Source organism: Micromonospora sp. WMMD956 (assembly GCF_029626125.1).
Lineage (GTDB): Bacteria > Actinomycetota > Actinomycetes > Mycobacteriales > Micromonosporaceae > Micromonospora > Micromonospora carbonacea.
Map to the genome: position 1 here is coordinate 4,970,101 of NZ_JARUBI010000005.1, position 26,854 is coordinate 4,996,954.

Here is a 26,854-nt window from a genome sequence, read left to right on the forward strand (position 1 = left end):
CCGCCGGGGTCAGCGGGGCTCCCACGCGTCGGGGCGGGCGATCAGCCGCCGCACGTGCCCCGGCAGCCGCCCGCTGGCCATCTCCGCCAGGCTCACCTCGTCGACCACCTGCCGCACCGCCGCGCGCACGGCCACCCAGAGCCGGGGCAGGTTCTCCGCCGCCCCGTCATAGCTGGTCTCCTCGGGGCGCATGCCCCGCACCCCGGCGAGCGGGCCGTCGACCGCGCGCAGGATCGCCCCTATCGTGATCTCCTTCGGTGGCCGGGCCAGCGTGTAGCCGCCCTCGGCGCCCCGCTGGGCCCGGACCAGCCCGGCCCGGCGCAGGTCCGCCAGGACCGCCTCCAGGAACTTGCGGGGCATGTCCTGCTCCGCCGCGATGGCCTGGGTCGACAGCAGGGAAGGGTACGCGGTGGCCAGGCTCAGGGCCGCCCGTACCGCATAGTCGCCGCGCGCGGAGATCTGCACCCACTCATCATGCCCGCCCTGTCACCCCCGCCGGGCCGGTGGGCGGCCGTTACCGCGCGGACCGCCCCGCGCCGACCGGAACGCGCCCGGGCTCAGGCCCACCTCCCGGGTGAAGAACCGGCCGAAGTTGGTCGGCTCCGGGAAGCCGAGCCGGCGACCGATCCGGGCGATCGGTTCGTCGGTCGCGGCGAGCAGCCGGCTGGCCTCCAGCGCCACCCGGTCGTCGATCACCTGCTTCGCGCTGCGCCCGGTCGCCGCCAGGCAGGCCCGGGTGAGGGTACGCACCGAGCAGCCGATCCGGGCCGCGTAGTCCTCCACCCGCCGGGTGTGCGGGTAGCCGCGCTCGACCTCGTGGCGGAGCCGGCGGAACGTGGCATTCTCGCTGCGCTGCCCGCCCCCGGGGGCGTCCGCGTCCGGCGTGGCCGGCGGCAGCAGCGCGAGCCGCAGCAGCAGCACGGCGAGCTGGTGGCGCAGCAGCGCGCGGGCGGCGGGCACGTCCGGCTGCCGCCGGCAGTCCGTCACCAACTGGGCCACCTCGGCGCGCACCACGTCGGCGTCGTCGCCGACGAGCTGCCGGAATGCGGGCACGTCGTCGGCGGCGTCGACGTCGAGGCCCCGCAGGGCCCGGGCCGACCAGCGCACCACCACGGCGTCGAGCCGCGCGCCCTCGCACCGCAGCGCCTGGCCGGGGCGGAGGCGCAGCAGCGTGCCGGTGCGGCAGGGCAGCGGCCGGAAGTCCAGCTCGGCGGAGCCGTGGCCGCCGGTGACGAGGGCGACCAGGTCCGCGTCGAGCAGGACCGGGCGTCGCCAGTCGGCGTCCCCGGCGAGGTCGCCGAGGGCGAGCGTCGTGATGTCGTCGGGTCGGGGTGAGGCGGCGTCGGCGCGGGACGCCGGGGAAGGCTGACCGGAGGGGATCATCGCCTGCGACGGTATCCCGCGCGCGGGACGGTCGCATCCCGACGGGACTGTCAGCGTCGCCACCTGGCCCTGCGCGCGCCCCGGCGTGGCGTCCGGCGGGACGGTGGCTTGTCGGGGTGCGGCCGGCGGGCTACGTTACCGATCGGTAGTGCCCGGGTCCGGCGGGTGCCCGGCGGCCCGCCGAACAGCGAGGGGATGGGCATGACAGATCTGTTCTCGGTCGAAGGCAAGACGGTCCTGGTCACCGGCGGATCGCGGGGGATCGGGCTGATGATCGCCCGGGGCTTCGTGCGGGCCGGCGCGCACGTGGTCATCTCGTCCCGCAAGGCCGACGTGTGCGAGGCCGTCGCCAAGGAGCTCTCGGCCGAGGGCCGCTGCGAGGCGATCCCCGCCGACCTCAGCCGCGACGAGGGCGCGCTCGGGCTGGCCGCCGCCGTCCGCGAGCGGACGGACCGGCTCGACGTGCTGGTCAACAACGCCGGGGCGACCTGGGGCGCGCCGCTGGAGGCGTACCCGGAGAGCGCCTTCGACAAGCTGTGGGCCGTCAACGTCAAGGCCGTCTTCCGGCTCACCACCGCCCTGCTGCCCGAGCTGCGGGCGGCGGCGAGCGCCGACGACCCCGCCCGCGTGATCAACATCGGCTCGATCGACGGGATCCGGGTGCCGTGGCTGGAGGTCTACGCGTACTCGGCGACGAAGGCGGCCGTGCACATGCTCACCCGCAGCCTCGCCCACCAGCTCGCCGGCGAGCACATCACCGTCAACGCGATCGCGCCCGGCCCGTTCGAGAGCAAGATGATGGCGTTCGCGCTGGACGACCCGGAGGCGCGGTCGGCCATCGAGAAGCAGGTGCCGCTGGGCCGCATCGGCCGCCCCGACGACATGGCGGGCGCGGCCATCTACCTGGCGTCGCGGGCCGGGGCCTACCTGACCGGCGCGGTCATCCCCGTCGACGGCGGGGTCACGACGCACGGCTGAACGCGTAGCGCGTACCCGTGGTCGGTGACAGCCCGGGGCCGCGCGGACTCGGCAGATCCGCGCGGCCCCGGGTGCGGGTGCGGCGTGGTCAGCGACCGGCGAGCAGCCGGGTCACCGCCGTGTCGACGTCCAGGTGGTCGGCCTCCCGGCCGCGCGGGACGACGACGTAGGTGCGCCGTAGGAAGCGCACCAGGACGCTGCGCGGCACCTCGAACAGGGCGTTGCCGTCCGGGGACGACAGCGCCAGCGCGACGAAGTCCCCGCGCGGGGTGGCCCACGGCCAGACCCGCACGTCGCCGATGCCGGCCGGCTCGTCGAGACCGGTGACCAGCAGCTCGCGGGCGAACGACCAGCTCACCGCCTCGCCGCCGGCCGATTCGGCATGGAACAGGACATGGACCGCATACGGGTCAGCAGGGTCGTAACGCAGGCTGGCACGCACCGGCAAGGCGGTGGCGTCAGGCGCGACGAGCCTTAGCGACGTCTCGACCTCTACGGTCGTCGGTCGGATGACACTCATGGACGTTCTCCCCCCGGCACCGCTGCGGAACGCGCGTGTCCCGCTTTCCCCATACTCAGGTGCTACCTCTGGCTACGCTCCGCCATACGCTGACTTCACCCTGTGGTGGGAAGAGGGTCGGAAACGCCGTTAGAATGTGAAAATTCTTGTACGATATCCGGTTTTGCCCAATGCTTGATCCCGCCCGGCGTCGGGGTTGGTTCAGACGTCGACTTACTCCGGTAACGTCCAGTGGTCCGATGGAGTGACGGGCCGCAGCGACACTGGGGGACGAAATGACCACGAACCGATCCTCAGTGGATGTCGCGGCCCGGTCCGGAAACCCGAACGGCGGGGTTCGGGCAGCCGAAAGGCGGGGGTACGCAGTGCCGAAGCAGCAACGTGGCCGGCGCGGCCCGGGAACACCCGGCGACGCGCCGACCGGGGGTGGGACAGCCGTCGCCGAACGGCGCGGCGGGCGCCTGCGGCAGCGGGTCGCCACCACCCTCGACCTGATCCGCGCCAACCCCACCGGCCGCGTCGCCCTCAAGATATTCATCGCCGTCGCCGGTGCGATCGTCGTCACCGTCGGCATCGCGCTCATCCCGCTGCCCGGCCCCGGCTGGCTGCTCGTCATCGCCGGGCTGGGCGTCTGGGCCGTCGAGTTCCACTGGGCCCGCCGGCTGCTCGCCTTCACCCGCCGGCACGTGCACGCCTGGACCCGGTGGGCCACCAGCCGGTCACTGCCCGTGCGCCTCGTCCTCGGGTCCGTGGGTCTCGTCTTCGTCGCCACGGTCGTCTGGCTGTCGCTCAAGTACAGCCTCGGCATCGACCTGGTGGCCCAGGCGCTGCACTACCTCGCGACGCACTGACCCCGGATTCGCGGTCCGGTCCCTCGATCAGGTAGAGTCATCGTCGCTGAGGGCGATTAGCTCAGCGGGAGAGCGCTTCGTTCACACCGAAGAGGTCACTGGTTCGATCCCAGTATCGCCCACCAGGTCAGAGGGCACATCCAATCGATGGATGTGCCCTCTTTTGCGTCCTGAGTACCTAACTGAGTGACTAACGGTCCGGGGTCAGCGCGAAGATGCGGTCCATGGCGACCGCGCCGCTGAGCAGCACGGGCCGGAGTTGGTGCCGATAGACCTTCTCCGTGACCGTGGTGCCGGAGTGCCCGCACAGGTCGGCGATGTCTTCCAGGCTCACGCCGCTACTCGACAACACCGACACGAAACTGTGTCGCAGTTCCCGGGGCGTCCAGTCGGCGGCGGTCAGTCCGGCCTTAGCGGCGACACGTCGGAACGCTCGCCGGACGTTCGCGGCGTCCAGGGCGTTGCCGGTCGAACTGGCGAACACGAGGTTCCGGGGCTGCCAGTCCTTGCCAGCCTTCTCCCGGTCTTGGCGCTGTCGCGCCCGGTGCCGCCGCAGCGCGACCACGCACCGGAGCGGCAGTGCGAGAGTGCGCCGTGACTTCCTGGTCTTGGTGTCGCCACCGGCCCGGACCGAGTGCCATACCGCGATGGACGGTGGTAGCGGCGGATCATCGTCGGGCCGGCCGTCCAGGTCGACGTGATCCCAGGTAAGCGCCCGCAGTTCCTCGGTGCGCGCTCCAGTCAGCAGGGACAGCACGACATAGGCGTAAAGGCGACTGTCCTCGGCGGCGGCAAGGATCGCTTTGGCTTGGTCGAGTGTGAGCGATTTCGACGGGCGGCCCTGTTGTCCCTTGGGGATCGAGCAGAGGGCGACGACGTTTCGCTTCACCTTGTCGCGCGCCATCGCCCGATTGACTGCCCGATTCAGGCAGGCGTACAACTCACCAAGGGTGCGGGTGCTGAGGGTTTCCGCCTTGCCCGCTAGCCACCGGTCGACATCTTCCGCGCTGAGATCGCGCAGCTTTCGCGCGCCCAGCTCGGAGAGAATGTGCCCCCGGCAGAGGTAGCCGCACTTGTCGACGGTGCCCTTCGCCAGTCCACTGAGAGGGTGGTTCGGGAGGCTTTGTCCGATGCGGGTTTGACGGTTCGTTAGCGGCCCTGGTGGTGGGGGTTACGCGGACGCCGTCGGCGGGGCCAGGGTGAACAGTCCGGCCTCGGGTTCGGTGAGGATCTGGCGGGCGACGAGGCGTTTGAGCTTCGCGCGGAGATTCTCGGTGTCCTTCGCGGTGGTGCCGGCGGCGAGGGCCTGGCAGATGTCCTTGGCGCGCATCGGTGCGTTGGCGCCGTGGAACACGGCGAGGATCTGTTGGTAGGCGGGGCTGGCGACGGTCGGGTCAGCAGGTGCCGCCGGATCGAGTGGGCCGCCCAGGCTCAGGAGCGTCTTGCGGGTGATGGCGAGTTCGGCGACCTCGGTCTCGGCCGCGGTGAGCTGCTCGTCGAGGGAAGCGATCTGGGCGCGGAGCCGCTCGACGGCCAGGCCGGCGGCGTTCTCGCGTTCGGTGAGCAGGGCCAGCAGCGTCGGCTGCGTCACCGTTGGTCGCGCCAGGACGTGGTGGCGGTGCCGGTCAACCGGCGGATGAGGTTCGCCGTCGAGGCCCACCAGGTGCGTGACACCGCGGAGGCGGGTCGGCTCTCGTACTCGCGGACCAGACGGCGGTGCAGCATCAACGTGCCGTTGGTCTGCTCCACCACCCACCGGCGCTTCACCGGCACGAACCCGGCCGTCGTGTCGGACCGCAGGACCTGCTCGACATCGATACCTCGGACCGCGCCGTGGATCTGCACGTCGTCTTTGAACCCGGCATCGACCCACGCCTTGGTCACCGTCGGCGTGTGCGCGAGGACGTTGTCCAGCAGCCTCACACCGATCGCATTGTCGGTGACCGACGCCGCGGTGACCACCACCGCGATGATCAACCCCAGCGCGTCCACCGCCAGGCCCCGCTTACGGCCCGGCACCTTCTTCGCCGCGTCCTTGCCGGTCGTCGCCGCCGGGACGTGGTTGGCCGCCCGAATCGACTGAGTGTCCAGCACCACCGCGGTCGGATCCTCCCGACGGCCGGCCTTCTCCCGCGCCTGACACCGCAGCAGATCATGAATCACCTGGTCAGTGCCGTCGTCACGCCACTGGGCGAAGTAGTAATACGTCGCGGACTTCGGCGGCAGATCGTGCGGCAGGTACGCCCACTGACAACCCGTCCGGTTCTGGTAGAAGATCGAATTCACGATCTCCCGCAGCTCGTAGCGACCCTGATGCCCCGACACCGACGGATGCCGGTCCTTCCACGCCTGCAGGAACGGACCCACCACCGCCCACTGCTCATCGGTCAGGTCACTCGGATACGCCGCACGCTCACCCATGATCAGCCCAACGCCGGCCGGACCTACCGGTTACGACCACGGCTCACATTCACATGCCAGCCCAAACCCATATTGGACGAAAGCTACCGAACCACCCTCTGAGCCCGTAGGTAAGCCAGTCGTTGACGGCGTCCGCGACGGTGAACCCCTGAGGGGCGATGGTTAGGCCGTCTTCGTGGTCGCGCAGTACCTCCTTGAGCTTCGCCTTGGCCTCGGTCTTGGTCTTGCCGCTGCCTCGCCGGACGATGCGCTTCCCGGCCGGGGTGTACCCGACCGTGAGAGATGCGATCCACCGTTGGCGGGACTCGTCCCAGTGAAGGCCGCCGTCCCCGCGACTCCGACGTTTGGTCATCAGGCTGCCTCCGGCATGCTCTCGCGCTCCAACAGCGCTACGTACTCTGCGATTGCTCCGGCCGGCACACGTCGTGCGCGGCCCTGGACGACCGACCGGAGTCGGCCGGATCGGATCTGTTCGTAGATCACGGTGCGGCTCAGGCTGAGCAGGTCCATTGCCTCAGGGATGGTGTAGAGGGCTTTCGTTCGCACGCTGAGGGGCCTTTCTCGCAAAGGGCACCTGTGGGAGGGGCGGAAAGCTATCGCCGCAGAACGGCACAGGGCTGCCCGCTGAGAGCGTCGTAGAGCCAAGATTTCGGCCTGCCTGGTGTACGGCCATGGGTCCGGCTGTCTGGGTGGCTCTCAGCGGGCGCGCTGCGACGGTGGGGCGGCGGTGGTCGGTGCGTGCTGTGCGTAGAGGGCTGAACCATCTCGGCATCTCGGCATCTCGGCAAAGGTGCCGTTGAGCTGCGGAAACGCTTGCCGAGATCGTTTAGGGTCCGCTGTCCGATCTCGGCAATCAGGGTTCATCTCGGCAACCAGTCTGCCGAGATGCCGAGATTGACTTTTGCTGATTGGTTGATCTCGGCAGGCTGTTGTCCCTGGTTGCTGGCCTGTTCCGCCGAGATGCCGAGATGCCGAGATGGTTCAGCGGGTTTCACCCCTGGTGCCGCTCGACCCAGAACACGGCCCGGTTTCCGCGCTCGTGTTTGCCGGCCCGGATCACGTGTTCGCCGCGCCACCGTCCGGCCTGGCCGGTGAGGAGTCGGCCGAGTTGGAGCGGGTTGGGTAGGCGGCCGTTGTGGGTGGTGATGAACTGTCCGTCCCACGGGTCGTGGGTGTCGCTGCCGATCTGCATGGGTTCGGCGTCGCGGCGTAGGTCGGCGGCGGTCATCGGCCGGCCGGCGTGGCGGTCGTGCCAGCAGGTGAGGAACGCGCGCCATCGGGTTTCGTCTTCGTCGATCTCGCGGACGTCGGCGGCGTTGGTGAGGAATCCGTCGATGCCGTGGTGGGTGAGGAACCCGCCGAGGGCTTGCGCCCACGGGGTGAACTGCCGCATCGACAGCCCGCCGACGCGGGGCGCTCCCTGGCGGGTCCAGTCGAGGACCAGCACGAGCAGGTGCCACAGGACGGTGAGTTGGTTGGTCGGGTCGGTGATCCACTGGTCGAGGTGGGGAATGCCGAACCCGGCTTGGTCGCGCAGTTCGGGGCGGGGCATGTCCGGGTCGAGGTGAACGCGCACGGTGCGGCTGGCCATGTCGCCGCCGACTTGGAGGTTGTTGCCGGTGGCCATCCACAGCCGGTCGTTGACGGTGGCGACGTTGCGCGACGCGCCCAACTGGCGGTCGGACCACACGCCGGAGGTGACGAGTTGGGCGAGCACGGGGGAGTCGATGACGGTTCCCTCGGCGAGGTTGTCCCAGATGACCACGCCCACCTGCTCGGCCAACACGGCGGTGATGGACTTGCGTAGCTCTTCGTCGGAGTAGGCCCAGGTCATGACGCGCTGTCCGTAGAGCATCCCGGGACCGGCGGTGAGGATGGTTTTGCCGGATGACGGCATGGTCGCGTCGATCAACGCGAACGGGGTCAAGCTGCGGGTGAAGTGCCGCAGGATCGGCGTGGCGAGCAAGGCCACGTAGTTGGCCCGGTCGGCGGCACTGGCCCAGGGGAAGTCTCGCAGGAATCGGCCGAGCAGGAACGTACGTGCGTCGCGGACCTGCTCGGGGGTGGGTTGGTCGGGTACGGGTGGGAGGGCGACTTTCGCGGCGAGGTAGAGGCCGGTTTGTGGGTCGTAGCCGGGTTGCTGCAAGAGGGTGCCGTCGCGGCGTAGCACGGGTGCGCCGATGATCCCGCGCAAGGGTGGTACGCCGGGCCAGGTTTTGCCGGCCAGCACGGACGACAGGATGTCGCGGGGCGGGGTCACCTCGTCTTCGTACATTTCGGGGTTTCCTCCGTCGGTCTTGCGGGTTTTGACCTTGTAGACGTAGGCGTGTTCGGCGAGGAGTCCGGCCAGGCCGGCGGGGTTGAGGGTGCTCGCGCTGATCGGCAGCGGGGAGTCTTCGTCGGCGGCGGTGGGCAGGCCACCGGACACCGCTTCCATGTGGACCAGGGAGCCGGCGGAGACGTAGGTGTCGGGCAGTAGCCCGTCGACGAGGGCGGCTTTGAGGACGCGGATGGTTTCGGGGCCGGAGCCGATCTGCAAGCGGGTGCTCATGCGGCCCTCCGATCGGTGGCGAGGGTGCGCGGGTTGCGGGCACCGGTGCGGAGGCCGGATGCGATGGTGCGGGCGATCTCGGCGGGCCGTAGCCCGATGGCCAGGGCGGCGGGTTCCAGGACGGCGGTCACGTCGTCTTCGGTGAGCGCGCCCCCGGCGGCGAGCTGTCCGAGCGCGACTGCGGAGGTGAACAGGGCGTGGTTGCGGGTGCCGTCCGGCGCGGTGGTGAGGTGGTCGACCTGGCGGCGGATCGCGGCGGCGAGGTAGCGGCCGTGTCGGTCGGCCGGCAACGCCACCGCAGCGGGCCGGTGCGCCGGTCGCGGGGCGGGGGCGAGTAGGGCGGTGAGCCAGTTGGGCAGCGGGGCGGGGTCGACGTCGAGCGCGACGGTGTAGGGGCGGCCGGCGACCGTACAACCGGCGGCGACGACGTAGCCGCCGTGGGCGCGGGTGTCGACCTTCCACCCGAGTCCCCGACCCCGGTCACTGGTCGTGTTGCGCAACTGCGGGCCGCTGGCCGGGTGTTGGTAGTAGAGGTGGCTTCCGCCCCGGCCGGTGGTCACGGTGTAGGTCGTGTCGATGGCGCCGCTGTGGCGGGCGGCCAGGGCGGCGAGCACATCGAGGCCGCCGGCCGCGCCCGCCCACTGCGGCGGCGGGGTGTCGTCGGGGTGCTTCGGCACGTCCAGGTCGACGACCACCAACCCCGACGGGCCGCACGCGATACCGATCCCGTAGGGGCGGGTCGACCACGCGCGGCGGATACGGGTCGGGTCGATGGTGGCGCGTTTCTCCCACCCGACGTGCCGGCCGGCTGCCTTGCAGCGGGGGTCGATCAGGTTGCACCGGTCGGCGGTGCAGCGGGATGGGAACGCGGGCCGCTTCGCGTCGTCCTCATCGGCGGTGCGGGTGTCGGGGCGTAGCGGGAAGACGTGCCAGCCACGTTCGGCGTAGGCGAGCGCGGCGGCGAGCAGGTCGGGCATGACGGTCCTTCCTGGCGCAGGCGTTCGGTGGCCAGCGCCGCGCGGACGCTGGCCACCGGGGTAGTGAGCGCGCGAAGCGCGCCGATCAGGTGTTCGGGGTCAGCCGGCGTGCTGCCGGCGGTGGGCGGGTCGGCGGCCGGCGCGGGCGGTGTTGAGGTCGACCAACGCGCCGCCCGCGCCGGCTGGCGGCGGGGCAGGTCGGCGGTGCGCGGTGGGGGCGGTGGTGAGGGCCAGTCGCAGGAACACCCGCCACTGGCCGGCGTCGGCCCCGACGAGCGGGTGCCGGTTGCCGAGCTGGACGACGTAGGCGACGGCGGTCAGCGCGGCAATGGCGGCGTCGAGTTCGGCCGGGGTGCCGATCAACCACGCTTCCATCAGCGGATCTCGGCCGGGTTGGCGACGGTGAGCAGCACGTCGGCGTGGCAGGGCTGGTCGGGCGGGCACCAGCAGGCCAGGTCGCGGCCGGCAAGGTCGCGGCGGGCGGCGGCGATCAGGTCGGGGTGGGTGGCGATCCACTGTCGGTACTGCTCGACGGCGGCGGCGCGGCCGGCGGCGGTGGGTGTGGTGGCCGGGTAGGGGTTGCCGTAGCGGGTGGGGCGTCCGACGTAGACGGCCCCGGCGGGCATCCGCCAACCAGGGGTGCGGCGGCGTTGGATTCGACGGGTCATCGGGGTGCCTTCCTGGGGCGGGGGCGGCCGGCGACGGCGGCCCGGGTGACGGTGTCGGCCAGGTCGCCGAGCAGGCCGAGCAGTTGCCGGCGGGCGGCGATCTCGGCGGGGGCCAGGGCGACCCTGACGCGCACCTCGGCGTGCTCCCGCCCGGCGGCGGTGCGCACCCGCACGAGGACGGCGCGGCCGTGGCCGGGTAGGTCGATCACGATCTCTTCGGAGCGGTGTTCGCCAAGGTTGCAGCGGTGGTCACGGCCACACCACCCGGTGTGGCCGCGCCGTCCGGCGCGGGGGTTCATCGGGTCGCCTCTATGCGGAGGCGGTGGAAGTGGTTGTAGACGCGGCGTCCGGTGCGGAGGCGTTGGCCTCGGTCGCAGCGTCGGCAGGCGCGGGGGCGGCGCAGGATGCGGGTGGTGGTGTGGCCGGTGCCAGCGCATCGCCGGCAGCGGGTGAACGGCTTGACCCAGCACAACCCGGCGTAACCGAACGTGACCAGGGTGGCGGGCGCGCCAACGGTGATAGCGAGGGTAATCAGGGGGGTCACATGTGCCTCCAGGGCCGGTTTTCGGGCATGGATGGCCGTGAGCTGCTATCCGCTAGAGGGCAGCTCATGATTCGGATGAGGTGCTAGCGGGGGTGCTAGCGCTAGCAGGTCGGGCCGCTAGCGCTAGCACCCCCGGGGCGGCTAGCCGGCGGACCGCTTCCGGTCACGCTCCGCAATCGCCTTGAGAAGGTCGGAGTGCTTGATACCGCGCCGGGTGGTCGGCTTGCCGTCGATGCGCCGGCCCACGTCGGCGACCTTGATCAGGGGGTGGGGCTTGAGCGCGGTGGTGAGCTGCGCGGCTTCCCACCCGCCGTAGACCTCGGGCCGCAGCTCGGCCAGCAGCGCGCACAACGTCTCATTCCACGCCGCCTTGTCGTCGCCCGGCCACACGCGGGCCACGTCGGCGAGCACGTCGGCCACGGGGCCGACGTCGCGGGTCTGCTCGTCGGGCTTGGGCAACGTCCCGGCCGCCTGCCGCAGCGTGACCGCGCGGGCGACGATGCGGCCGGCGGCGGTGGTGTCGACGTAGAACGACCGCACCGCCGACGCCTTCGGCCCGAACCCGCGCAGGATGCCCCACCCGGCCTCGACAACCGGCTGAAACACCGTGGCCCGGTACCCCTGCTTGTACGCCGACGTGCCAAGGATCATGTCGTTGGCGTTCTGGTCGGCCACGGACAGGCAGAAGCGGGAGTTGACGTTGCGGGTCACGCCGGTCGGCAGGCTGTCCTTGTCGGGGATCTGCGTGCCGATGATGATGATCACCCCGAGCGCCCGCCCCAGCTTGATGACCTTTTCCAGGATCTCTCCGGCGTCCTTGCCGTACTTGCTGGTCATCAGCTCTTGCAACTCGTCGAACCACGCGACCAGGGGGTGAAGCCCCGACTCCTTGAGGCTGGCCAACTCGGGGGTGACCTTGTTCTCCGGAGCCTTGCCCAACCTGGCGTAGTGCTCGATGCGCTTGGAGCGGCGGCGGCACTCCTCGTAGAGCCACTCGATGAACGCGAAGCACCGCGCGAGGGTGTCGTCGTCGAAGCCGTTGCCGTACTCGGCCATGACCGGCTCCAGCACGGCGAAGTCCCCGACGCCCTTCAACTCGTAGCCCCGGATCTCGGCGCGCGGGTCGAGGGCGGCGGCCAACACGAGGTCGCGTAGCGCGAACGTCTTGCCGCTGCCCGGCTGGCCACCGAACAGGAAGTTGCGGAACATCAGGTCCACTGCGACGGTGTCCAGGCGGGGGGTGGTGGCGAACGGGAACGCCTTGAACACGTCCACCCGCGCCCCGGCGGCCAGCAGCGGCCAGGCGGGTTGTTTCATCTGCGACGCCGGTTCGTACCCGACCCACAGCGCGAGCCGCCCGGTGTGACCGGGGGCCGGTTCCGGCCACACCTGATCCAACGGCAGCCGCATCGCCGACGCCAGTCGGCCCCGGCGGGCGACGACCTCGGCGGCTTCCACCCCGAACGGCAGGTCCACCACCGCGAGGTGGCCGGGGCCGTCGCGGTGGATGTCCATGGGGAAGCTGATCGCCTTCGGGTCCTTGGCCACCGCGGAGTTGATGGCGGCCAGTTGCAGGGAGGTGAGCGCGCGGCGGACCAGGTCGGCGGTGAGCTTGCGGTAGCGGGTGCCCTCGGTCACCCGGTCGGTGAGCGGCTTGTCGGCCGGGCGGCCCCGGGTCGCCAGCCACGGCACCACCACCGCCCCGGCCGCCCACCGCCACCACGACGGCCCCGCCGCGAGGACGATGACGCCGGTTCCGGTGCCGGCCGTGCCGGCGGCCAGGACCCACCACCGCCACACCGACTGGCGCTGCCGGCGTGCGTCGAGCTTGAGCCAGGTGTCGGCGTCGCCCCGCGTGGCGGCGGCCTGCCGCAGGTGCCAGTTCCCGTCCTCGGCGCTGGCCCACCGCACCGCCTGACCGATCCCCCGCACCGCGCCGATCGGTGCCCACGCGAGGGCCTTCACCGCGTACTTCGGCAACCGCACCCCGTGATAGGCGGTCACGTAGCCGGCGTCCTTGAGCTGATGCCGCACGGCGGCCCGCAACGCGCGGCCGGACCGCGCCCACTCGGCGAGGATCGGCCGCCGTTCCCGCTGCCGCGTCATCACCTCGGCGGGGATGTCCTCGGCCATGTCGACCGGCCCACCCACCCGGCCCGGCCCCGTCTCGACGCTCTCGGCGTCGTCGTCGGGGGCGTCGTCCAGGTCGCCCCCGTCAGCCGGTGCGGTGGGGGGAGCCTGCCGGCGGGACCGGACGGCGTCGAGGTCGACCACCTCGGCATCGGTGGCGGCGGGGTCGGTCAGGTCGGCTTCGGCGGCCTGCCAGTCGAATTCGTCTCGGGGGGACGTCATGATGGGTGTTCCTCCAACAGGTCTGAAGGGATCGGTAGGGGGCCGGCGGCACAGCACGGTTCCTAGGCCGAGGGGCTGTGCCGCCGGGCACAGCTAGTGGGAGCGGTCCGAGCCGCCGCAGGTGGGACAGGGCTTGTATCGGGTGCAGTCGGTGCGGGCGACGGTGCGCCCGGTGCGGTCGATGACGTCGTTGCAGTGCTGGATGTAGTGGCCGACCTGGCCGCTGCCCTTGCAGGTGGAGCAGCGAGTGATCGCGTCCACCGCTTTGCTGATCAGGTTCTTGCCCATGTCGAGGTGTCCCTTCCGGTGGCCAGGTGGTCTGGCGGCCACCACCGCCACCGGGTGATGAGCCGGTGGCGACGGAGGCGGTCAGATCAGCGGGTGCGGTTGGTCTTGCGCTCGATCCGGTCGGCGGCCTTCGCTCCGGCGCTGCCGGCGGGGAGCTTGGCCTCCCTGGTCGCCGTGACGGCGATCGAGGGGCAGTAGCCGCAAAGACCGGTGTTGTTGCAGGTGCAGGCGGCGGGCTGAGTACGCTTGAACATTCCGACGGACCTCCTCGGTCCAGGTAGGGGCCGGCGGCACAGCACTGGTTTCCAGGCCGATGGGCTGTGCCGCCGGGCGGGGCTACTTCTTGCGGGGCTTGCGGACCTCGAACGTGTCCGACGAACCGGCCCGCAGCTTGCGCCGTTCCTCGTCGGCGGCGCGTCGGGCGGCGTCGGCGGTGGTAGGCGCGCTGACCGCGCGGGTCTTGCCGGTCTGCCCGGACCGGCGGAACGCCTGGTACCCGTGGTCGCCGGCCGTCACTTCGCGTTCTCTCGCACGAGGTGAGCCAGAGCGGCACCCATGCCGAGCACCGCGACGGGCAGGCAGGCCACGAGGGTGGTGATCCACCACGGGGCCGAGGTGACGCCGTAGGCGGTGAGCAGGTGGTAGGCGACCTGGCCGAGCGCGCCGACCGCGAGGGACGCCAGCGCGGACCACTTGGCGAACGTCCTCGCGCGGGTCGGCACCCGCCCGGACAACCACACGTACAGCGCGTACGCGGCGTACGCCTCCACCCCGATCGGCAGGGTGATCGCGGAGTCGATGGTGGCCCACGAACCCGGGTCCACGATCCCGGGCAGCAGGTCCACCTTCCCGAACCCGGTGAGCTTGCCGAGCCCCACCCACCCGGACCAGACGGCCACGAACGCACCCAATGCCATCAGCACCACCGGCCACACCACCGCCCGCCGGGGCGGCCGGGACGTGATGTTGGTGCCCGGGTCCGCGACGGGTGCGGGCTGCGCGTTGGCCGGCGGCGGGGCGTCGTCGTCGCCCGGCGTCGGGTCCGCTACCGGGCCGGGGTCGGCCGGGGTCGGCTCGGTGGGCTCGGTCGGGTCCGTTGCCGGGCCGGCGGGCTCCGGGGTGGGGTCGGGGTCGGCCGGCGGCGCGGGGAGCGGGGTCCGGGTCAGCTCGGCCAGGATCGCGTCAGCCTTCGGCCCGCCCACCCGCAGCTCCTTCTTGATGCGGTTGCGCGACGGGATCGTGCCGAGCTGCGCGGCCAGGTCCCGCGCGGCGGGCACCAGCTCATCGACCGGCTTCGGGTACGCGGACAGGGTCGGGGCAGTCATGACGGGATGACCTCCAAGTCAGGGGTGGACGCCGGGAAGAGGGCCGGCGTGTCGGGGGTCGGTTCGCAGCAGTGCAGACGCACCCGGATGCCGCGCCAGTGGCCGTACACGTTGGTGAGGACCTTTGGCACGTCGTCACGGGTGTAGGGCTGGCTGTTGAACGGCTCGACCGGCAGGCGCATGAACCCTGCCCAGCGGCGCAGCTCGGCGTGCGTGGCCAAGCTCAGGTCCAGCCCGAAACTGTCGGACACCTCCACCGCCTTGGGCAGCGGCAGGGCGTGACGGGCCATCGCGTCGGCCACGGTGAACAGGACAACGGGAATACTCGGCGGGGTCGTCACAACGGCCCTCTACGCGGCCCGTCCGGCGGGACAGCCGTAGACCGCCCGGTGCGACACCTGCTCGACACCGCACTTCCGGCAGGCCAGGACCTTGCAGCCGTAGCGGCAATCCGTCGTCAACCGCACCTCCACCAGATCGCAGACGTGCGCGCGGCGGGCGGTCACCTCGGCGGCGGCGCGGGTAACCCGGGCCTCGGCCCGGCGCAGCCTGCGCCAGTCCAGCACGGTCGGCCCGCCGTCGTCGGCGGCGTAGAGCATCGCGATCTCGGCGTCGAGCAGGTCCAAGTCGGCCGCGATCAACGGCCACTCCTGCTCGATCGCGGCCAGGTCGGCGGCGGTCGGCCCCATGGTGGCGTCGTGGTCGGTGGTCACTTCGATCGGTTCCTTCCGGTACGGCGAGAGGACGACTGCCGGCAGGACCGGCAGTGCTGCTCAGCGGGGGCCAGCGGGGTGAGGAAGCCGCACCCGCCGCAGTCGCGCCACACGGCGCTGCTCTTGGTCGTAATCCGCACGGCGGCGGCGATGCTCACGGACATGGACGGCTCACCTCTCCCAGCTCGAATCAGTCGGACGAATTGCCGGAGCGCGGCCAGGTCGGCGCGCTCCGGGGGCGATGAACAGGGCGTGCCGTGCTGGCACGCCGGGCGATCCTCGGTTGAGCAAGCGAGCGGACACGTCTTGCGGCCGGACACGTCACGGCCGACACCCGCAGCCACCCCTAGATCGCATGCTCGGGACCAATGAGGAAGACGGATCTCCCTGCGTCCCGGACCTCTGTGTAGTTGTCAAACACCAAGCGCCACGGCGGTCCAGCAGATTCACGAGCGGAGCAGCCGAAGCCGCATCCGCCGGCTGTGGAGTCGCCAGCAGGTATACGTGTTCTATGCGCCATAGAACACGTATACCTGCGACCTGTCAAGCACTGCGTTGGGCGGTGCTGGGAGGTCGCGTCCTTCGTGGTGGTGCTGGAACCCAGCTAAGCCGCTATCGACGCAGGTCAACAGGGAGATCAAGGGGGTTCATTGGAGCGGCCGGGGGGTTCACTTGGGGGAGCACTTGCCCCGGCTTGGTGTTGACCTTGCAGGCGAGTACACACTTGACTGCGCAGAGAGTTCGATCACTGGGGAGGTGGCGTGCCCAACGAGCTGCTTATGCAGGCGCTCGCACGAGCCGGTTGGTCCAACAAGGGCTGTGCAGCCCGACTCCGGGCCTTTGGCGAGGCCAGGGGAGTTGAGCTCCGCTGCACCCACGTCGATGTGCGCCGCTGGCTAGATGGCGTGCAACCTCGGCCTCAGACCGCCGTCCTCATCGCCGAAGCGCTCAGTGACGCCCTGGGGGCGATGCTGACACCCTCCGCGCTGGGCTTCGACTATCAAGCACGCGGCGCGTTGTCAATCGATTCGCTCCACTACGCCGACGCATTGCCTGATACCTACCGCAGCTTGACCAGCACGGCCGAGCATGACATTTCCGGTTCTATTGAGCTCCAAAAGGCGGCGGCGGTATCAAGCGCGTGGACCGGCCCACTCATGGCATGGCTACTGTCTCGCCCTGAATCTGTGCCCGTTAACGCGACGGGCCGTCGGGTAGGAATGGCTGAGGTGGCTGCCGTCTGCTCAACCATCAAATTATTCATGAACCTAGACTTTCAATTCGGCGGCGGCCACGCCCGGACGGCCCTCGCACAGTACTTCCGGCATGACGTGTTGCCTCTACTCGACGGCATCTATTCGGAGAGTGTTGGGCGGAGATTGTTCTCGGCGGCGGCTGAGGTAGCTCAGCTTCTCGGTTGGACGGCCTACGATCTCGGTCAACATGGCTTGGCTCAGCGCTACCTGATTCAAGGTCTCCGCCTCGCTCAGGCGGGTGGCGATCGCGTAATGGGCGGTCGCCTACTCGCCAACATGAGTCATCAGGCCAACTATCTAGGGCACCATCAGGAAGCAGCGCAACTTGCGCGTGCCGCGCAAGAGGGAACCCGAGGTGTAGCGAGCGCAACCGTCTCAGCGATGTTCCTTGCAATGGAGGCGAGGGCGCGAGCCGGGGCCGGTGACAGTCGTAGCTGTGCGAGTGTCCTACGTGAGGCAGAAAGCGCGTTCAATCGTCGTGCTGCCTGCGACGACCCGCCTTGGATATACTACTTCGATGAAGCCGAGATGGCGGGCGAGGCTGCCCACTGTTTTCGGGATCTGCGCTCGCCAGTGCAGGCGCTGGAATTCGTGACGCAGGCTATCGCGCTTACCGATCCTGCCTACGTTCGCACTCATGCCTTTATCAGGCTCGTAAACGCGGCAAGCTGTTTGCACACACCCACTCCCGATGTGGGGAAAGCGGCTGAGGTAGCGCTTGAGGCAATTCACCTTGCTGGGGCGCTCAAGTCGGAGCGCTATCTACGCTACGTTAGAGACCTCCGGTCCGACTTCACTCCGCATGCCGGCAGTGCAGAGGCTAAGCGAGCGCTTGCCACCTTCGACGTAGTGTTGGCCGGTCAGTAGCAGACTCTCCTAGAACGGCTGCCACTGCGACCTTACTGCCGGGTGGCGCAACGTGGCTAGCCGCCTGTCGAACTCCTCAGCGTGTAGGTCGCTTTCGCCTACGTTCTGCATCAGCCAGGTTGTCATTTTGAACAGGTTGATATCGCGAAGAACCTGGAAGCCGCTCCATTCTCGGACATCCGCTCCGTACGCCTCGCAGAATGCGTGGTAGTCCTCTGGGCTGTGCCAGCCGATCTCGTATTCAGTGGCAGTGACGGACAGGTCTACCTCAGGCGGTCCGAAGCAGAACGCCTCAAAGTCGATCAGGATTGCCTCATTGTCAGGGGTGCAGATTAGATTCTTGACATGTGCGTCTCCGTGAAGCGCGACCGGAGGGCTTGGAAAAGAAAGTGCGGCGTACGCCGTTCTTAGGTCGCCTAGGTGGGAGTGAAGGAAATCGAGTACTTTCGGCGAGACATTCGCTGCCTTACTCAGCCGATCACCGACGCGACCAAAGATGTCGAGTCTTGGGAGTCCAACGGCGTCGTCAATTCCGCAGTCGTGGACAAGACGAAGCGCTGCGCCCAAGGCGCTTGCGGAAGCCTTGTCGCCGGTATCAGCAACCTTTTGCCAGAACGTCACGGGGTGCGCACCTACAAGGATTGGCTGCTCTACCGGATAGAGGCGAGCGGCGGGCACCTCGCACCGCTCCAGCCATCGGGCGACACGGACTTCTTTCTCAGCATCCCTTAAGTGGCCCCTGCTGCGAGCAATGCGAACGACGAGAGAAGGATGCTGAACGGAGAAGATTGCATTCTCTCCCAGCCTCATCAGCGTCGCATTGGTTGATGAAGCGCCAACGACGGAACAAGCTTCCCTCAGAACTAGTGCCGCCGCTGTTGAACTGAATGGCTGCGATGCTTCCTCAGTTGCCAATTCATCCATCCGAGGTAGTGTCGTTCCCCAAGACTATGCGAGGCTTGCCCGGCAGCCTCGCGATTAGGCCATTGGATTGTAGAATCTCCAATGCGCGGCGAACCGTGCTGCGTGCCACGCTATAGCGCCAGGAAAGGTCTTTCTCTCCGGGAAGTTCGGTGCCGACTGGAAAATTGCCAGCACGAATCTCCCCTTCTAAGGATCGCGCTACCTCCTCCGCGCGATTCTTAATCTCATTACTCCCGTGAGGTGACGCGACGAAGCGGCCCCGGCCCGGGATGGTGGTGGTAAATCCGTCCCTGTCGAGAATCAGAAGCGCTTGACGAGATGTACCGCGCGCAACCCCGTATCGGTCGCTTAGCGACGCCTCGCTGTCTACCCTCGCGCCGGCCGCTAGTCGTCCGTTTTGGATCTCCGCTCGGATCTCCGCAGCGATCGACTCGGCGCGGCTCGCGACTCGCGGTTGCCCCTGATCCTCGGCCTTCACGAAGCGGCCCCGACCGGCAACCGACTCGATCAACCCTTCAGCCTCCAGCGCGCCCAAGGCGCGACGTGCGGTCACTCTGGACACGGCCCAACGTCTGCATACCTCTGACTCGGGGGGCAAAGCCGCCCCGGGTGCTAGCTCCCCGGCTTGGATCGACTCTCGCAGCGTCTGGGCGATCTCGCGATAGCCGGCACCTGAGATGCCTCCGGTCTTCACAGGTCTCCTCGCTGTCGTCGGGTGCACAGATCAGGCTATGCACCCGACGACCGGGCGGCCACCTTCCGGCGCGCTCGCCGAAGCTGGTGAGGTGTGACCCGCGTGCCGTATTCGTGTCTCGTGTCCGAGATCACCAGCGTTTGCGCTGGTCAGCGTCCTGAATGACGTGGGATTCCGCTCTTCGGCCTGCCGAGCGGCTGTGCGGCCACCGGGGCGCGGGGCGCGAGCGCGGCGAGTCACCGGTACCTTGTCACCATCAACCGAGCGGCGCGGGCGGAGAGATCTTGGTCGGGAAAGTGAATGAAATCGGCATTGTTGATCTTTAGCAGTGCAGGTCAGGAAGCCTGTTCCCCGCGCACGCGGGGGTGATCCCACCAACGGCGAGGAGTCCATCGAGCGGTTGGACTGTTCCCCGCGCACGCGGGGGTGATCCTACTCAATGAGTGAGGCGAAAGAGCGCAAAGCCCTGTTCCCCGCGCACGCGGGGGTGATCCCTCCCGGACCATGGCCTGCACGCGGGGCGGAATCTGTTCCCCGCGCACGCGGGGGTGATCCGTGCTGGGGCCACTCGCCGGTATCGCCCGTGACCTGTTCCCCGCGCACGCGGGGGTGATCCGGTCACCGCCCGGTGGACCGTCCGCAAGCGGCCCCTGTTCCCCGCGCACGCGGGGGTGATCCCGTGATCGACTGGACGCAGGGCAAGGCCGGGAGCTGTTCCCCGCGCACGCGGGGGTGATCCCTGCTGTCACTGATGCGGCGACTCGGCCTGATGCTGTTCCCCGCGCACGCGGGGGTGATCCGGCGCGCCAGCGAGGAGCGCCGACGCCGACCGGGCCTGTTCCCCGCGCACGCGGGGGTGATCCCCGACGCGCCGAACTGCTCCAGCGCATCGCCTGCTGTTCCCCGCGCGCGCGGGGGTGATCCGACCGTAAAGCGGTGGGACCGCGAGAAGCGCAGCTGTTCCCCGCGCACGCGGGGGTGATCCCGGCTGCGGGGCCATACGGGACGTACCCCGCTCCTGTTCCCCGCGTACGCGGGGGTGATCCGGACTACACGTCCGGGGTGACCGAAGGTGAGCGCTGTTCTCCGCGCTCTACCTTCGTTCCCTCCATGTCGTGTACGTGTCGGCTGTCGCCGATCAGGTTTCGTTGGTGCAGGTCAGGGCCGTGTGACTCTCGGTCTTGAAAGCCGAGAGCGTGTGTCACTGCGTGACCAACTGAGTGACAATCGGGACGCACGCCGACGGACGTCAGCAAACGATGACGGACTATCTACCGAGATGAAGCGGGGTGATCCGGGCGGCCAACGTCCCATGATCATTCGTTCACACCGAAGAGGTCACTGGTTCGATCCCAGTATCGCCCACGCAGATCAAAGGCCACCTTCCATCGATGAAGGTGGCCTTTTTGTTGCCCGTACAGCAGCGAAGTACAGCAGTTCTCGTCAGTGCCCGAGTGACTCACCGAGGCGCTTGAGGGCCTCCCGGGTCGCCGTGGACGAGACCTGGGTGTAGATCTCCATCGTCACCGAGAACCGGGCGTGCCGAAGGATCTGCATGGCGACCCGTGGGTGCACGTCGAGGTCGGCCAGGAGGGTGGCACAGGTCCGGCGGGCGTCGTGAATGGTGATCGGCCGTACGCCCGCCCGGTCACACCGCGTCTGCCAGGAACGCTGGAAGTTGCGCGGCTCGATGGGCGTGCCGTAGCGGGTGGTGAATGCGAGGTCGTTCTCGTGCCACGCCTTCCCGGCGGTCGCCCGTGCCTCGTCGCGTTGTTCGCGTCGCAGCTTCAGTGCGGCCACGCAGATGTCGGGCAGGGGCAGCGTGGCGTCGGACGCCTGGGTCTTGGTGTCGCGGTGCAGGAGCTGTCCGCGTACCCGTTGCAGTTGCCGGCCGATGGTCAGCTCACCGGCGTCGAGGTCGACGTCCGACCAGGTCAGACCGAGGGCTTCGCCCTTGCGCAGGCCGGTGACGAGGACCAGGGCGTACGCGGCGTAGAGGGGGTCTTCGTCGGCGCGGGCCGATTCGAGGAACCGACGGGCCTCGTCGCTCGACCAGGACCTGCCCCGTCGGCGGCGGACCGTGGCCAGGGTGACCGGCACGGCCGGATTCCGGGTGATGAGGTCTTCGGCCTGGGCGTGGGTGAGGGCGGCCCGCAGCGCAGCCCGGATGTCGCTGACCGTCCGGGGCGACGGGGCGGCCTGGCAGCAGCGGCCCACCGCGCAGCACCGACGCTTCTCCGGCCGGCGGGCGGCGTCCTTGCCCTGGGCGCAGCACTGGCAGGTACGGGCCACCTGGTTGAGCCAGGTCTGCACGTCCCGGGGCTGGAGCCGGTCGAGCCGCTTTCCCCCGAGGCCGGGGGCGATGTAGCGCCGGACGAACGTCTCGTAGGTGGCGAAGGTCAGTGGTGCCCGGTTCGGCTGGACGATCTCGGTCAGCCAGTAGGTGAGGAAGCTGCCGACCGTCGGGACGCTGGTCGCCACCGGCCCCTGCTTCGCCTGCTGGTGCAGCTTGATCCACTTGTCGTGGACGGCCTCCCGGGTCTTGCCGTAGACGTACTTGCGGGTGCGTTTCCCGTCGGGCTTGGTGACCCAGACGTACGCGGCGAAGCCGTTGCGGTAGGGGAAGATGGAGCCTTCGCCGTTGGCGCGGGCACGGGCGGGCATCAGGCGGCCTCCTGCCGTTCGACCCGTTCGCGGATGTACTCGTCGACCCACTCGGGGAGGATCCGGCGGTACTTGCCGTCCTTGATGGAACGCAGCTCGCCGGTGGCGATCTTCATCTTGACCTTGGACAGGCCGAAGCCGAGCAGGACGGCGACCTCGGCGGGGGAGTACCACCGTGGGGTGAGGGGTCGGGTCATGCCGCCACCCCCGACCACGCCTCGTGGGCGAGTTCTTCGCGGCCGATGCGGTGGCGTTCGCGGCGTTGGGCGGCGGCGGTGTTGGCGAGCAGGGCGTCGCCCTCGGTCAGCCAGCCGGAGCCGACGAAGGCCAGCGTGCCGACGGTGACCGTGCCGGCGGTGTCGGTGTGCTCGGTGCGGCGGTAGGCGGCGCGGGTGTTGCGGAGCTGGCCGAAGGTGACCGAGTAGCGGCGGGCCTTGGTGAGGAAGTGCCCGCCGTAGCCGAGCATGTGCGCCCAGCGGCGCAGCCCGGCGTATTCGTTCGGTGCGGTGTCAAGGACCGCTTGACGCTTGCCGGTCGTGTCGGCGGTGCTGCTGTTCGGAGCGTGGGTGGGGCGGCCGAGTCGCCAGCAGGCGTCGATGAGGCGGGCGAGGTGGTCGCCTTCCGGGTCGGCGTAGGCGTCGACGGTGTCCGGGGTGAGTCGGATGGAGCAGTGGCCGGTGACCTCGGTGGACTTGGTGGCGTACTTGGCGAGGTAGGCGGCGACCTTGGCGTCGGTCACGTCGCCGTCGCTGGTGCCGATGCGGCGTACGTCGATCTGCTCGCCCCAGGCGATCGGCCAGCCATGTGGGCGGTCGGGGTGCGGCGGGGTGGTGACGGTGATCTGTCGGGCGGCGGCGTGGACGGCGGCGTCGAGGTCGTCGACGGTGACGCCGGCCGGCGGCGGGACCACGGCGCGCCGGTCGTGGGGGTCGACGCCGTCGAGGCGCAACAGGACGTGGAAGTGCACCGCGCCCCGGCGCTGCATCTCGGCGACCTTGCCGTGGGACACCCGCACCGGAGGCACCCGCCGGACCCGGCCGGAGTCGGTGACGACCTGGACGTGGGGGATGCCGCGTCGGCGGCACAGGGCGGTGAGGTGGCGTTCGATGGCCTGTTTCGTGCGCCGCCACAGCTCGCCTGAGAAGTAGTTCCAGACGGCCTGGTGGTCGTGGTCGTAGCAGTCCAGGCAGAGCGGTCGGCCGAGCTGCGGATCGTCGGCGTCGTGGCGGGTGAAGCAGGCCGCGGGCCGCCCGTGCGGGCAGGTGCCGGCGATACTCCGGGCGCGGCAGGGTGCGGGCCGGCAGTCGCAGCGCCGCCGGCCGGCGCAGGTGTGTCGGGGGATGTGCCGGTGGTGGACCGGGCCGAAGGACGGTGCGGTGAAGGTGGCGAAGACGACCGGATGCGCGCTGACGGTGGCGGGGATGGTTTTGCCGCCGGTGAGGCCGCAGCGGACGACCTGGAAGGCGTCACCGGCGTAGACCCAGGCGCAGTCGGGGCACTGGGCGGCACGGCGGTTGGCGCACGCCTTGTAGAGCGTCCGGTCGGGCAGCTCGTCGGTGTGCTGCTCGGCCAGGAGGCGGCCGGTGTCGGGTTCGACGGTGGTGAGGGTGCCGGTCAGGCGGATCGGGCGGGTACAGGCACCGGCGGCGCGGGTGTGCTCCAGCCAGCCGAAGAAGTCCGGGGTGGCGGCGCGGTGCAGGGCCTGGGCGTCACGGGACACGGGTTCTCCTCAAGGGGTGGCAGGGGACGGGCGACGAACTGCCACCGGACGCCGGAACGGTGTCCGTCGGTGGTGTTCGTGGTGTCTCCTGGCACCGCCGGAGAGGGCGGCTCACGCCGGAGGGCGGGGTCTGGCCATCGGGCCGCGTGCCGCCGTTGAGCTGGGTTTCTAGATCTTGGTGAGGCGGGGACGGGTGGGGTGCCTGGTCGTCGGCTTCCGGTGGTTGCCGCAGGCGATCCCCACCCGTCGAGGTGCGCGAATCCGAGGGCCATCGTGGACGGCAGGGAAGGCCGTGCTGGGCCGCTCACCGGATTCCGGACCGGCGCAGTGGCCGGTGCGATCGAGAGCCGGCGGGACGTGCCCCACGTCAGCGGCAGGAAGGCCGCTCGGCAACTCCGAGGTCGAGTTCAGCGATCCGGCGGGAAGGCCGCGCTGCACAGCTCGACGAGGGCCAGAGTAGCACCGGGTACCGACACGTCAACCCGTCGTGACTTCGCAGCGCCGAAGCGGGACGGCCGGCTGCCGGCCGGTGTGGGAGGACTTTCTGTACGTCTATCAAGGCGGCCCTGAACGGGCCGCACGCGCCGCCGCCAGGGCGCGTGCCCGTCGCTCCGCTGGCGCTCCGACTCCGGTCACGCAACACGCCCGGCGGCTGGCGCGGAGGGCGGGTAGCCCGGGGGGCCGCCGGCCGACGGCAGGCCGTTTCCCGTTGGGGTGGTGGGCCGGCAGCCGGCCGGGCCGCGCGGCCAGCACCGCGCGGCGTGGGGGAGCGCACGCCAGGTCCGTCGGCGGCCGGCGGGCCGGTGGCGGGGTTGCGGTTACTGCGCCTCCGGCGGGGGCGCTCCGGCTCCAGGATGGCCGAGGACCGTCGGCAACTTGCGGTCCGTGGGTGGTGGCGGTGGGGAGCCATCCCGCCCGCCGTCGACCCGGGCGAGCCGAGCAGACCACCGCCCGACCCGCCAGCGTCCGTACGGGCGTCAAGGCCGTCTTGACGTGGCGGGCCGGCCGGCGGCCCGCTCCACAGGGGTGCGGGTCGACGGCAGACGGGATGGCACCGCACAATAGGAGCTTTGCGCGTTCCAAGACGCGCTTGCCCTGTTCCTAGGAGGCCTGGCATGGAAATGGACCTGGATGACTGTTGAGAGCTGGGGAACGACGTATTGGGGTGGGCCAGGTGCGACCGGGGGCACCTGGTGGCCGGTAGGAAAGCACGTAGTTGAGCATGGTCGCTTAAAACAAGTGCTTGCTTTGTCTGCGAGGCATCACGCAAGACAAGCAATCGAGTTGTTTGCTACCGATGACCAAGACGGATTGACTCAGGCCGCCGTCAGTGCGGGCTGCGCCGTGGAGTTGCTTGCCAAAGCATTTCTGGCCAGCGTTGAGCCCGGACTGCTGGCCGAAAAGGGTGATCGGGATACGATTCTCATTCTTTCGGGGAATGCAAACTTGGCCTCTGCGCGAATTGCTGAGATGAAGACAGTCGGTGCGTTGGAGGCTTTGAAAATAGCCAAACATCTGCACCCATCTCTTTCCTTCAATCTCCAATCTGATCAGGTGGTCTTGCGGGTTCGCAATTCGGCTGCCCATATGGGGATGGTTTTGCCGGACGAGTTGCGTGCAGCCGTTGCGGTGATGTGTCGTCTCGTGGAGGGATTGCTAGCGGCTCTGTTGCTCGAACGTGATAAGTACTGGGGCGATCATGCGATTGGGGTGGTAGACGAGATACTTGACGTAGCCAAGAGCGAGGTTCGCCGCATTGTTGCAGCCAAGATTGCTGTTGCCGAAAGGCGGTTTGCCGGCCTGGTTTCTGGCCTCGATGCGGCAGGCAGAGCAGTTGTTCTTTCTGCCTTATCCCGACGTGATCCATACACGACTGCCGACCATAACGAGCCTTACCAATGCCCTGCCTGTAAGCAGCAAGGGTGGCTGGTCTGTCACGTTGACGAAGGGCAGCCAGAAATTGGATATGATGACGATGGAACTCAGTATTCCTTTGCGCCGAGGACGGCTTATCCGTTCTTCTTCGAGTGTCCGGTTTGCGAACTTGAATTGGAAGAGGAGGAGCTGGCTGAGTTGGACTACCCTATGGAGATTGAGCTTGATCCCAATAGTGACCCTTATAGCAATTATGAGCCAGATGAAGATTGGGTTCGTGGTCGATGAATATATCGAGATGTGCAGGGTCTAAAGCGCGACTGGCGTCTATGCTGCTGTCGAAAGCAACGGTCACAGCGACAGGGGTGAGCGCAGGGCCATGCGGAGAGGGCTGCGGATCAGCGCTCGACGTCGGAGACGTAGACGAAGGCGTCTGGACGGAGCGCGCAGAGCTCGTAAGCGAAGCGTCAGGCAGCGAGGCAGCAAGAAGGCAGCGCGAGCCCCGATACAGGCCGACGCGGAATATGAATCGACGACGCCTGGCACCTGCTCATCGAGGAAGGCCGCTACCAGTCGGCAACGGCCGGCAGCTTGGGTCCGCATCCCCCCGACGGGGGTCGGTGTCGGGGTCCTCGTCGGCTAGGCGGTGGCCGAGCAGTGCGCCAGGAGGCGTTGCCTGCGGCGCGTGGTGATGGTTCGGCGCGGATACTGGCGGGGTGGTGGAGAAGCAGGCGGCGGAGTTGACCCGGTGGACCATCCACGGCGAGCGGGTCGTGGACGACACCAGGCGGGCGCGGCTGAGTATCGCCGAGGTGGAGTTGCCCGACGGGGTTCGGTTTGAGCAGTACGTGATCCGGGCTCCCCGGTCGGCCATGGTCGCCGTACTCGACGATCAGCAGCGCCTGCTGTTGATGCGGCGGCACCGGTTCGTGTTCGACCGGTGGGTGTGGGAGTTGCCCGGTGGCTACGTCGACGACCAGGAGCAGCCGGCGCAGTGCGCGGTGCGGGAGGTCGAGGAGGAGACCGGCTGGCGGCCCCAGGCGGTCGAGCCGTTGCTGTCCTTCCAACCGTGGGTCGGCACTGCCGACGCCGAGAACATGCTCTTCCTGGCCCGGCAGGCCGAGCACATCGGCGCACCCGTGGACGTGAACGAGGCAGAGCAGGTCGCCTGGATCCCGCTCGACGAGGCGTACGAGCTGGTGTCCCGGGGTGAGATCGTCGGTGCCGGCACGGTGATTGCGGTGCTGGAGTTGGTCGCGCGGAGGGCACGCGGGGAGCTGTGA

The 26,854-nt window shown here is 69.3% G+C and carries 29 protein-coding genes, 1 tRNA gene, 1 pseudogene and 1 CRISPR repeat array; of the genes and pseudogenes, 6 read left to right on the forward strand and 25 right to left on the reverse strand.

Annotated features, from left to right (window positions below; genetic code table 11):
- Positions 1–9: 9 nt before the first annotated feature.
- On the reverse strand, positions 10–465 hold the full coding sequence (locus O7628_RS22445) for an Rrf2 family transcriptional regulator (protein WP_043962626.1): 456 nt from the start codon (positions 463–465) through the stop codon (positions 10–12).
- A 21-nt stretch (positions 466–486) separates the two neighbouring features.
- Complete coding sequence (locus O7628_RS22450; protein WP_278133376.1) at positions 487–1,383, reverse strand: helix-turn-helix transcriptional regulator; 897 nt, start codon at positions 1,381–1,383, stop codon at positions 487–489.
- A 201-nt stretch (positions 1,384–1,584) separates the two neighbouring features.
- Here O7628_RS22450 and O7628_RS22455 point away from each other — a divergent pair, with 201 nt between their 5' ends.
- On the forward strand, positions 1,585–2,361 hold the full coding sequence (locus tag O7628_RS22455; RefSeq protein ID WP_278133378.1) for a RhlG family 3-oxoacyl-ACP reductase: 777 nt from the start codon (positions 1,585–1,587) through the stop codon (positions 2,359–2,361).
- An 88-nt stretch (positions 2,362–2,449) separates the two neighbouring features.
- Here O7628_RS22455 and O7628_RS22460 read toward each other — a convergent pair whose 3' ends face one another.
- Complete coding sequence (locus O7628_RS22460; protein ID WP_007075525.1) at positions 2,450–2,881, reverse strand: SsgA family sporulation/cell division regulator; 432 nt, start codon at positions 2,879–2,881, stop codon at positions 2,450–2,452.
- 275 nt (positions 2,882–3,156) lie between these two features.
- On the opposite strand from O7628_RS22460, the gene O7628_RS22465 reads away from it, so the two are divergent.
- Positions 3,157–3,732: a TIGR02611 family protein gene (locus O7628_RS22465; protein WP_278133381.1), complete on the forward strand. Its 576-nt coding sequence runs from the start codon at positions 3,157–3,159 to the stop codon at positions 3,730–3,732.
- A 50-nt stretch (positions 3,733–3,782) separates the two neighbouring features.
- Positions 3,783–3,857: transfer RNA gene (locus O7628_RS22470), tRNA-Val, on the forward strand.
- Between the two features lie 65 nt (positions 3,858–3,922).
- Here O7628_RS22470 and O7628_RS22475 read toward each other — a convergent pair.
- From O7628_RS22475 to O7628_RS22555, 17 genes and pseudogenes are all read right to left on the reverse strand, one after another.
- Positions 3,923–4,828 (reverse strand): tyrosine-type recombinase/integrase, encoded by a 906-nt coding sequence (locus tag O7628_RS22475; protein WP_347405244.1) that lies wholly within the window; start codon positions 4,826–4,828, stop codon positions 3,923–3,925.
- A 75-nt stretch (positions 4,829–4,903) separates the two neighbouring features.
- Positions 4,904–5,323: a hypothetical protein gene (locus O7628_RS22480; protein WP_278127552.1), complete on the reverse strand. Its 420-nt coding sequence runs from the start codon at positions 5,321–5,323 to the stop codon at positions 4,904–4,906.
- Positions 5,320–6,153 carry an IS5 family transposase gene (locus tag O7628_RS22485; protein WP_278127551.1) on the reverse strand — a complete coding sequence of 278 codons (834 nt, stop codon included), beginning with the start codon at positions 6,151–6,153 and terminating at the stop codon, positions 5,320–5,322. The genes O7628_RS22480 and O7628_RS22485 overlap by 4 nt, the downstream gene beginning before the upstream one ends.
- 100 nt (positions 6,154–6,253) lie before the next feature.
- Positions 6,254–6,505 (reverse strand): annotated as a pseudogene (locus O7628_RS22490) (site-specific integrase); the annotation flags it as partial.
- Entirely contained in the window at positions 6,505–6,699 is a 195-nt protein-coding gene (locus O7628_RS22495; protein WP_278133385.1) for a helix-turn-helix domain-containing protein, read from the reverse strand. The pseudogene O7628_RS22490 and the gene O7628_RS22495, both read right to left, overlap by 1 nt.
- Positions 6,700–7,144: 445 nt before the next feature.
- Positions 7,145–8,704 carry a hypothetical protein gene (locus O7628_RS22500; RefSeq protein ID WP_278133387.1) on the reverse strand — a complete coding sequence of 520 codons (1,560 nt, stop codon included), beginning with the start codon at positions 8,702–8,704 and terminating at the stop codon, positions 7,145–7,147.
- Complete coding sequence (locus O7628_RS22505) at positions 8,701–9,681, reverse strand: bifunctional DNA primase/polymerase (RefSeq protein WP_278133389.1); 981 nt, start codon at positions 9,679–9,681, stop codon at positions 8,701–8,703. The genes O7628_RS22500 and O7628_RS22505 overlap by 4 nt, the downstream gene beginning before the upstream one ends.
- A gap of 99 nt (positions 9,682–9,780) precedes the next feature.
- Positions 9,781–10,056 carry a hypothetical protein gene (locus O7628_RS22510; RefSeq protein ID WP_278133391.1) on the reverse strand — a complete coding sequence of 92 codons (276 nt, stop codon included), beginning with the start codon at positions 10,054–10,056 and terminating at the stop codon, positions 9,781–9,783.
- Positions 10,056–10,349 carry a DUF4326 domain-containing protein gene (locus tag O7628_RS22515; RefSeq protein ID WP_278133393.1) on the reverse strand — a complete coding sequence of 98 codons (294 nt, stop codon included), beginning with the start codon at positions 10,347–10,349 and terminating at the stop codon, positions 10,056–10,058. Before O7628_RS22515 ends, O7628_RS22510 begins: the two co-directional genes overlap by 1 nt.
- Entirely contained in the window at positions 10,346–10,648 is a 303-nt protein-coding gene (locus O7628_RS22520; RefSeq protein ID WP_278133395.1) for a hypothetical protein, read from the reverse strand. Before O7628_RS22520 ends, O7628_RS22515 begins: the two co-directional genes overlap by 4 nt.
- 386 nt (positions 10,649–11,034) lie before the next feature.
- Positions 11,035–13,245 carry a cell division protein FtsK gene (locus O7628_RS22525; protein WP_278133397.1) on the reverse strand — a complete coding sequence of 737 codons (2,211 nt, stop codon included), beginning with the start codon at positions 13,243–13,245 and terminating at the stop codon, positions 11,035–11,037.
- Between the two features lie 93 nt (positions 13,246–13,338).
- Complete coding sequence (locus O7628_RS22530; protein WP_278133399.1) at positions 13,339–13,506, reverse strand: hypothetical protein; 168 nt, start codon at positions 13,504–13,506, stop codon at positions 13,339–13,341.
- A gap of 113 nt (positions 13,507–13,619) precedes the next feature.
- The gene (locus tag O7628_RS22535) at positions 13,620–13,787 is read right to left on the reverse strand and encodes a hypothetical protein (RefSeq protein WP_278133401.1); all 168 of its coding nucleotides are present in this window, start codon (positions 13,785–13,787) and stop codon (positions 13,620–13,622) included.
- An 82-nt stretch (positions 13,788–13,869) separates the two neighbouring features.
- Entirely contained in the window at positions 13,870–14,049 is a 180-nt protein-coding gene (locus O7628_RS22540) for a hypothetical protein (protein WP_278133402.1), read from the reverse strand.
- Positions 14,046–14,858, reverse strand: a complete 813-nt coding sequence (locus O7628_RS22545) for an ABC transporter permease (protein ID WP_278133404.1) — start codon at positions 14,856–14,858, stop codon at positions 14,046–14,048. The genes O7628_RS22540 and O7628_RS22545 overlap by 4 nt, the downstream gene beginning before the upstream one ends.
- The gene (locus tag O7628_RS22550) at positions 14,855–15,160 is read right to left on the reverse strand and encodes a hypothetical protein (RefSeq protein WP_278133406.1); all 306 of its coding nucleotides are present in this window, start codon (positions 15,158–15,160) and stop codon (positions 14,855–14,857) included. The genes O7628_RS22545 and O7628_RS22550 overlap by 4 nt, the downstream gene beginning before the upstream one ends.
- 48 nt (positions 15,161–15,208) lie before the next feature.
- A complete protein-coding gene (locus tag O7628_RS22555; protein ID WP_278133408.1) occupies positions 15,209–15,571 on the reverse strand; it encodes a DUF6284 family protein in 363 nt (120 codons plus the stop codon).
- Positions 15,572–16,332: 761 nt separating this feature from the next.
- Here O7628_RS22555 and O7628_RS22560 point away from each other — a divergent pair.
- The gene (locus O7628_RS22560) at positions 16,333–17,694 is read left to right on the forward strand and encodes a hypothetical protein (protein WP_278133410.1); all 1,362 of its coding nucleotides are present in this window, start codon (positions 16,333–16,335) and stop codon (positions 17,692–17,694) included.
- A gap of 9 nt (positions 17,695–17,703) precedes the next feature.
- Here the strand turns inward: O7628_RS22560 and O7628_RS22565 are convergent, their stop codons facing one another.
- The 5 genes from O7628_RS22565 to O7628_RS22585 all read right to left on the reverse strand — a co-directional run bounded on the left by O7628_RS22565 (position 17,704) and on the right by O7628_RS22585 (position 23,696).
- Positions 17,704–18,618, reverse strand: coding sequence for an aminoglycoside phosphotransferase family protein (locus O7628_RS22565; RefSeq protein WP_278133412.1), 915 nt, complete (start codon positions 18,616–18,618; stop codon positions 17,704–17,706).
- The gene (locus tag O7628_RS22570; RefSeq protein ID WP_347405209.1) at positions 18,611–19,339 is read right to left on the reverse strand and encodes a GntR family transcriptional regulator; all 729 of its coding nucleotides are present in this window, start codon (positions 19,337–19,339) and stop codon (positions 18,611–18,613) included. The genes O7628_RS22565 and O7628_RS22570 overlap by 8 nt, the downstream gene beginning before the upstream one ends.
- Before the next feature lie 317 nt (positions 19,340–19,656).
- A CRISPR array of direct repeats spans positions 19,657–20,358; the repeat unit is 28 nt; unit sequence CTGTTCCCCGCGCACGCGGGGGTGATCC.
- Positions 20,359–20,755: 397 nt separating this feature from the next.
- The gene (locus O7628_RS22575; RefSeq protein ID WP_278133417.1) at positions 20,756–21,976 is read right to left on the reverse strand and encodes a site-specific integrase; all 1,221 of its coding nucleotides are present in this window, start codon (positions 21,974–21,976) and stop codon (positions 20,756–20,758) included.
- Positions 21,976–22,173 carry an excisionase family DNA-binding protein gene (locus O7628_RS22580; RefSeq protein WP_278133419.1) on the reverse strand — a complete coding sequence of 66 codons (198 nt, stop codon included), beginning with the start codon at positions 22,171–22,173 and terminating at the stop codon, positions 21,976–21,978. The genes O7628_RS22575 and O7628_RS22580 overlap by 1 nt, the downstream gene beginning before the upstream one ends.
- The gene (locus O7628_RS22585; protein WP_278133420.1) at positions 22,170–23,696 is read right to left on the reverse strand and encodes a replication initiator; all 1,527 of its coding nucleotides are present in this window, start codon (positions 23,694–23,696) and stop codon (positions 22,170–22,172) included. Before O7628_RS22585 ends, O7628_RS22580 begins: the two co-directional genes overlap by 4 nt.
- Positions 23,697–24,827: 1,131 nt before the next feature.
- Here O7628_RS22585 and O7628_RS22590 point away from each other — a divergent pair.
- A complete protein-coding gene (locus O7628_RS22590) occupies positions 24,828–25,859 on the forward strand; it encodes a hypothetical protein (protein WP_278133422.1) in 1,032 nt (343 codons plus the stop codon).
- A 428-nt stretch (positions 25,860–26,287) separates the two neighbouring features.
- Positions 26,288–26,854, forward strand: a complete 567-nt coding sequence (locus O7628_RS22595; RefSeq protein ID WP_278133424.1) for an NUDIX hydrolase — start codon at positions 26,288–26,290, stop codon at positions 26,852–26,854.

What these genes read in the sequence shown, in the direction of transcription:
- O7628_RS22450 (WP_278133376.1), bottom strand. Translation starts at nt 1,383, where the DNA reads ATGATCCCCTCCGGTCAGCCTTCCCCGGCGTCCCGCGCCGACGCCGCC.
- O7628_RS22455 (WP_278133378.1), top strand. Translation starts at nt 1,585, where the DNA reads ATGACAGATCTGTTCTCGGTCGAAGGCAAGACGGTCCTGGTCACCGGC.
- O7628_RS22460 (WP_007075525.1), bottom strand. Translation starts at nt 2,881, where the DNA reads ATGAGTGTCATCCGACCGACGACCGTAGAGGTCGAGACGTCGCTAAGG.
- O7628_RS22465 (WP_278133381.1), top strand. Translation starts at nt 3,157, where the DNA reads ATGACCACGAACCGATCCTCAGTGGATGTCGCGGCCCGGTCCGGAAAC.
- O7628_RS22485 (WP_278127551.1), bottom strand. Translation starts at nt 6,153, where the DNA reads ATGGGTGAGCGTGCGGCGTATCCGAGTGACCTGACCGATGAGCAGTGG.
- O7628_RS22500 (WP_278133387.1), bottom strand. Translation starts at nt 8,704, where the DNA reads ATGAGCACCCGCTTGCAGATCGGCTCCGGCCCCGAAACCATCCGCGTC.
- O7628_RS22505 (WP_278133389.1), bottom strand. Translation starts at nt 9,681, where the DNA reads ATGCCCGACCTGCTCGCCGCCGCGCTCGCCTACGCCGAACGTGGCTGG.
- O7628_RS22510 (WP_278133391.1), bottom strand. Translation starts at nt 10,056, where the DNA reads ATGGAAGCGTGGTTGATCGGCACCCCGGCCGAACTCGACGCCGCCATT.
- O7628_RS22515 (WP_278133393.1), bottom strand. Translation starts at nt 10,349, where the DNA reads ATGACCCGTCGAATCCAACGCCGCCGCACCCCTGGTTGGCGGATGCCC.
- O7628_RS22520 (WP_278133395.1), bottom strand. Translation starts at nt 10,648, where the DNA reads ATGAACCCCCGCGCCGGACGGCGCGGCCACACCGGGTGGTGTGGCCGT.
- O7628_RS22525 (WP_278133397.1), bottom strand. Translation starts at nt 13,245, where the DNA reads ATGACGTCCCCCCGAGACGAATTCGACTGGCAGGCCGCCGAAGCCGAC.
- O7628_RS22535 (WP_278133401.1), bottom strand. Translation starts at nt 13,787, where the DNA reads ATGTTCAAGCGTACTCAGCCCGCCGCCTGCACCTGCAACAACACCGGT.
- O7628_RS22545 (WP_278133404.1), bottom strand. Translation starts at nt 14,858, where the DNA reads ATGACTGCCCCGACCCTGTCCGCGTACCCGAAGCCGGTCGATGAGCTG.
- O7628_RS22565 (WP_278133412.1), bottom strand. Translation starts at nt 18,618, where the DNA reads ATGGATGAATTGGCAACTGAGGAAGCATCGCAGCCATTCAGTTCAACA.
- O7628_RS22575 (WP_278133417.1), bottom strand. Translation starts at nt 21,976, where the DNA reads ATGCCCGCCCGTGCCCGCGCCAACGGCGAAGGCTCCATCTTCCCCTAC.
- O7628_RS22580 (WP_278133419.1), bottom strand. Translation starts at nt 22,173, where the DNA reads ATGACCCGACCCCTCACCCCACGGTGGTACTCCCCCGCCGAGGTCGCC.
- O7628_RS22590 (WP_278133422.1), top strand. Translation starts at nt 24,828, where the DNA reads ATGACTGTTGAGAGCTGGGGAACGACGTATTGGGGTGGGCCAGGTGCG.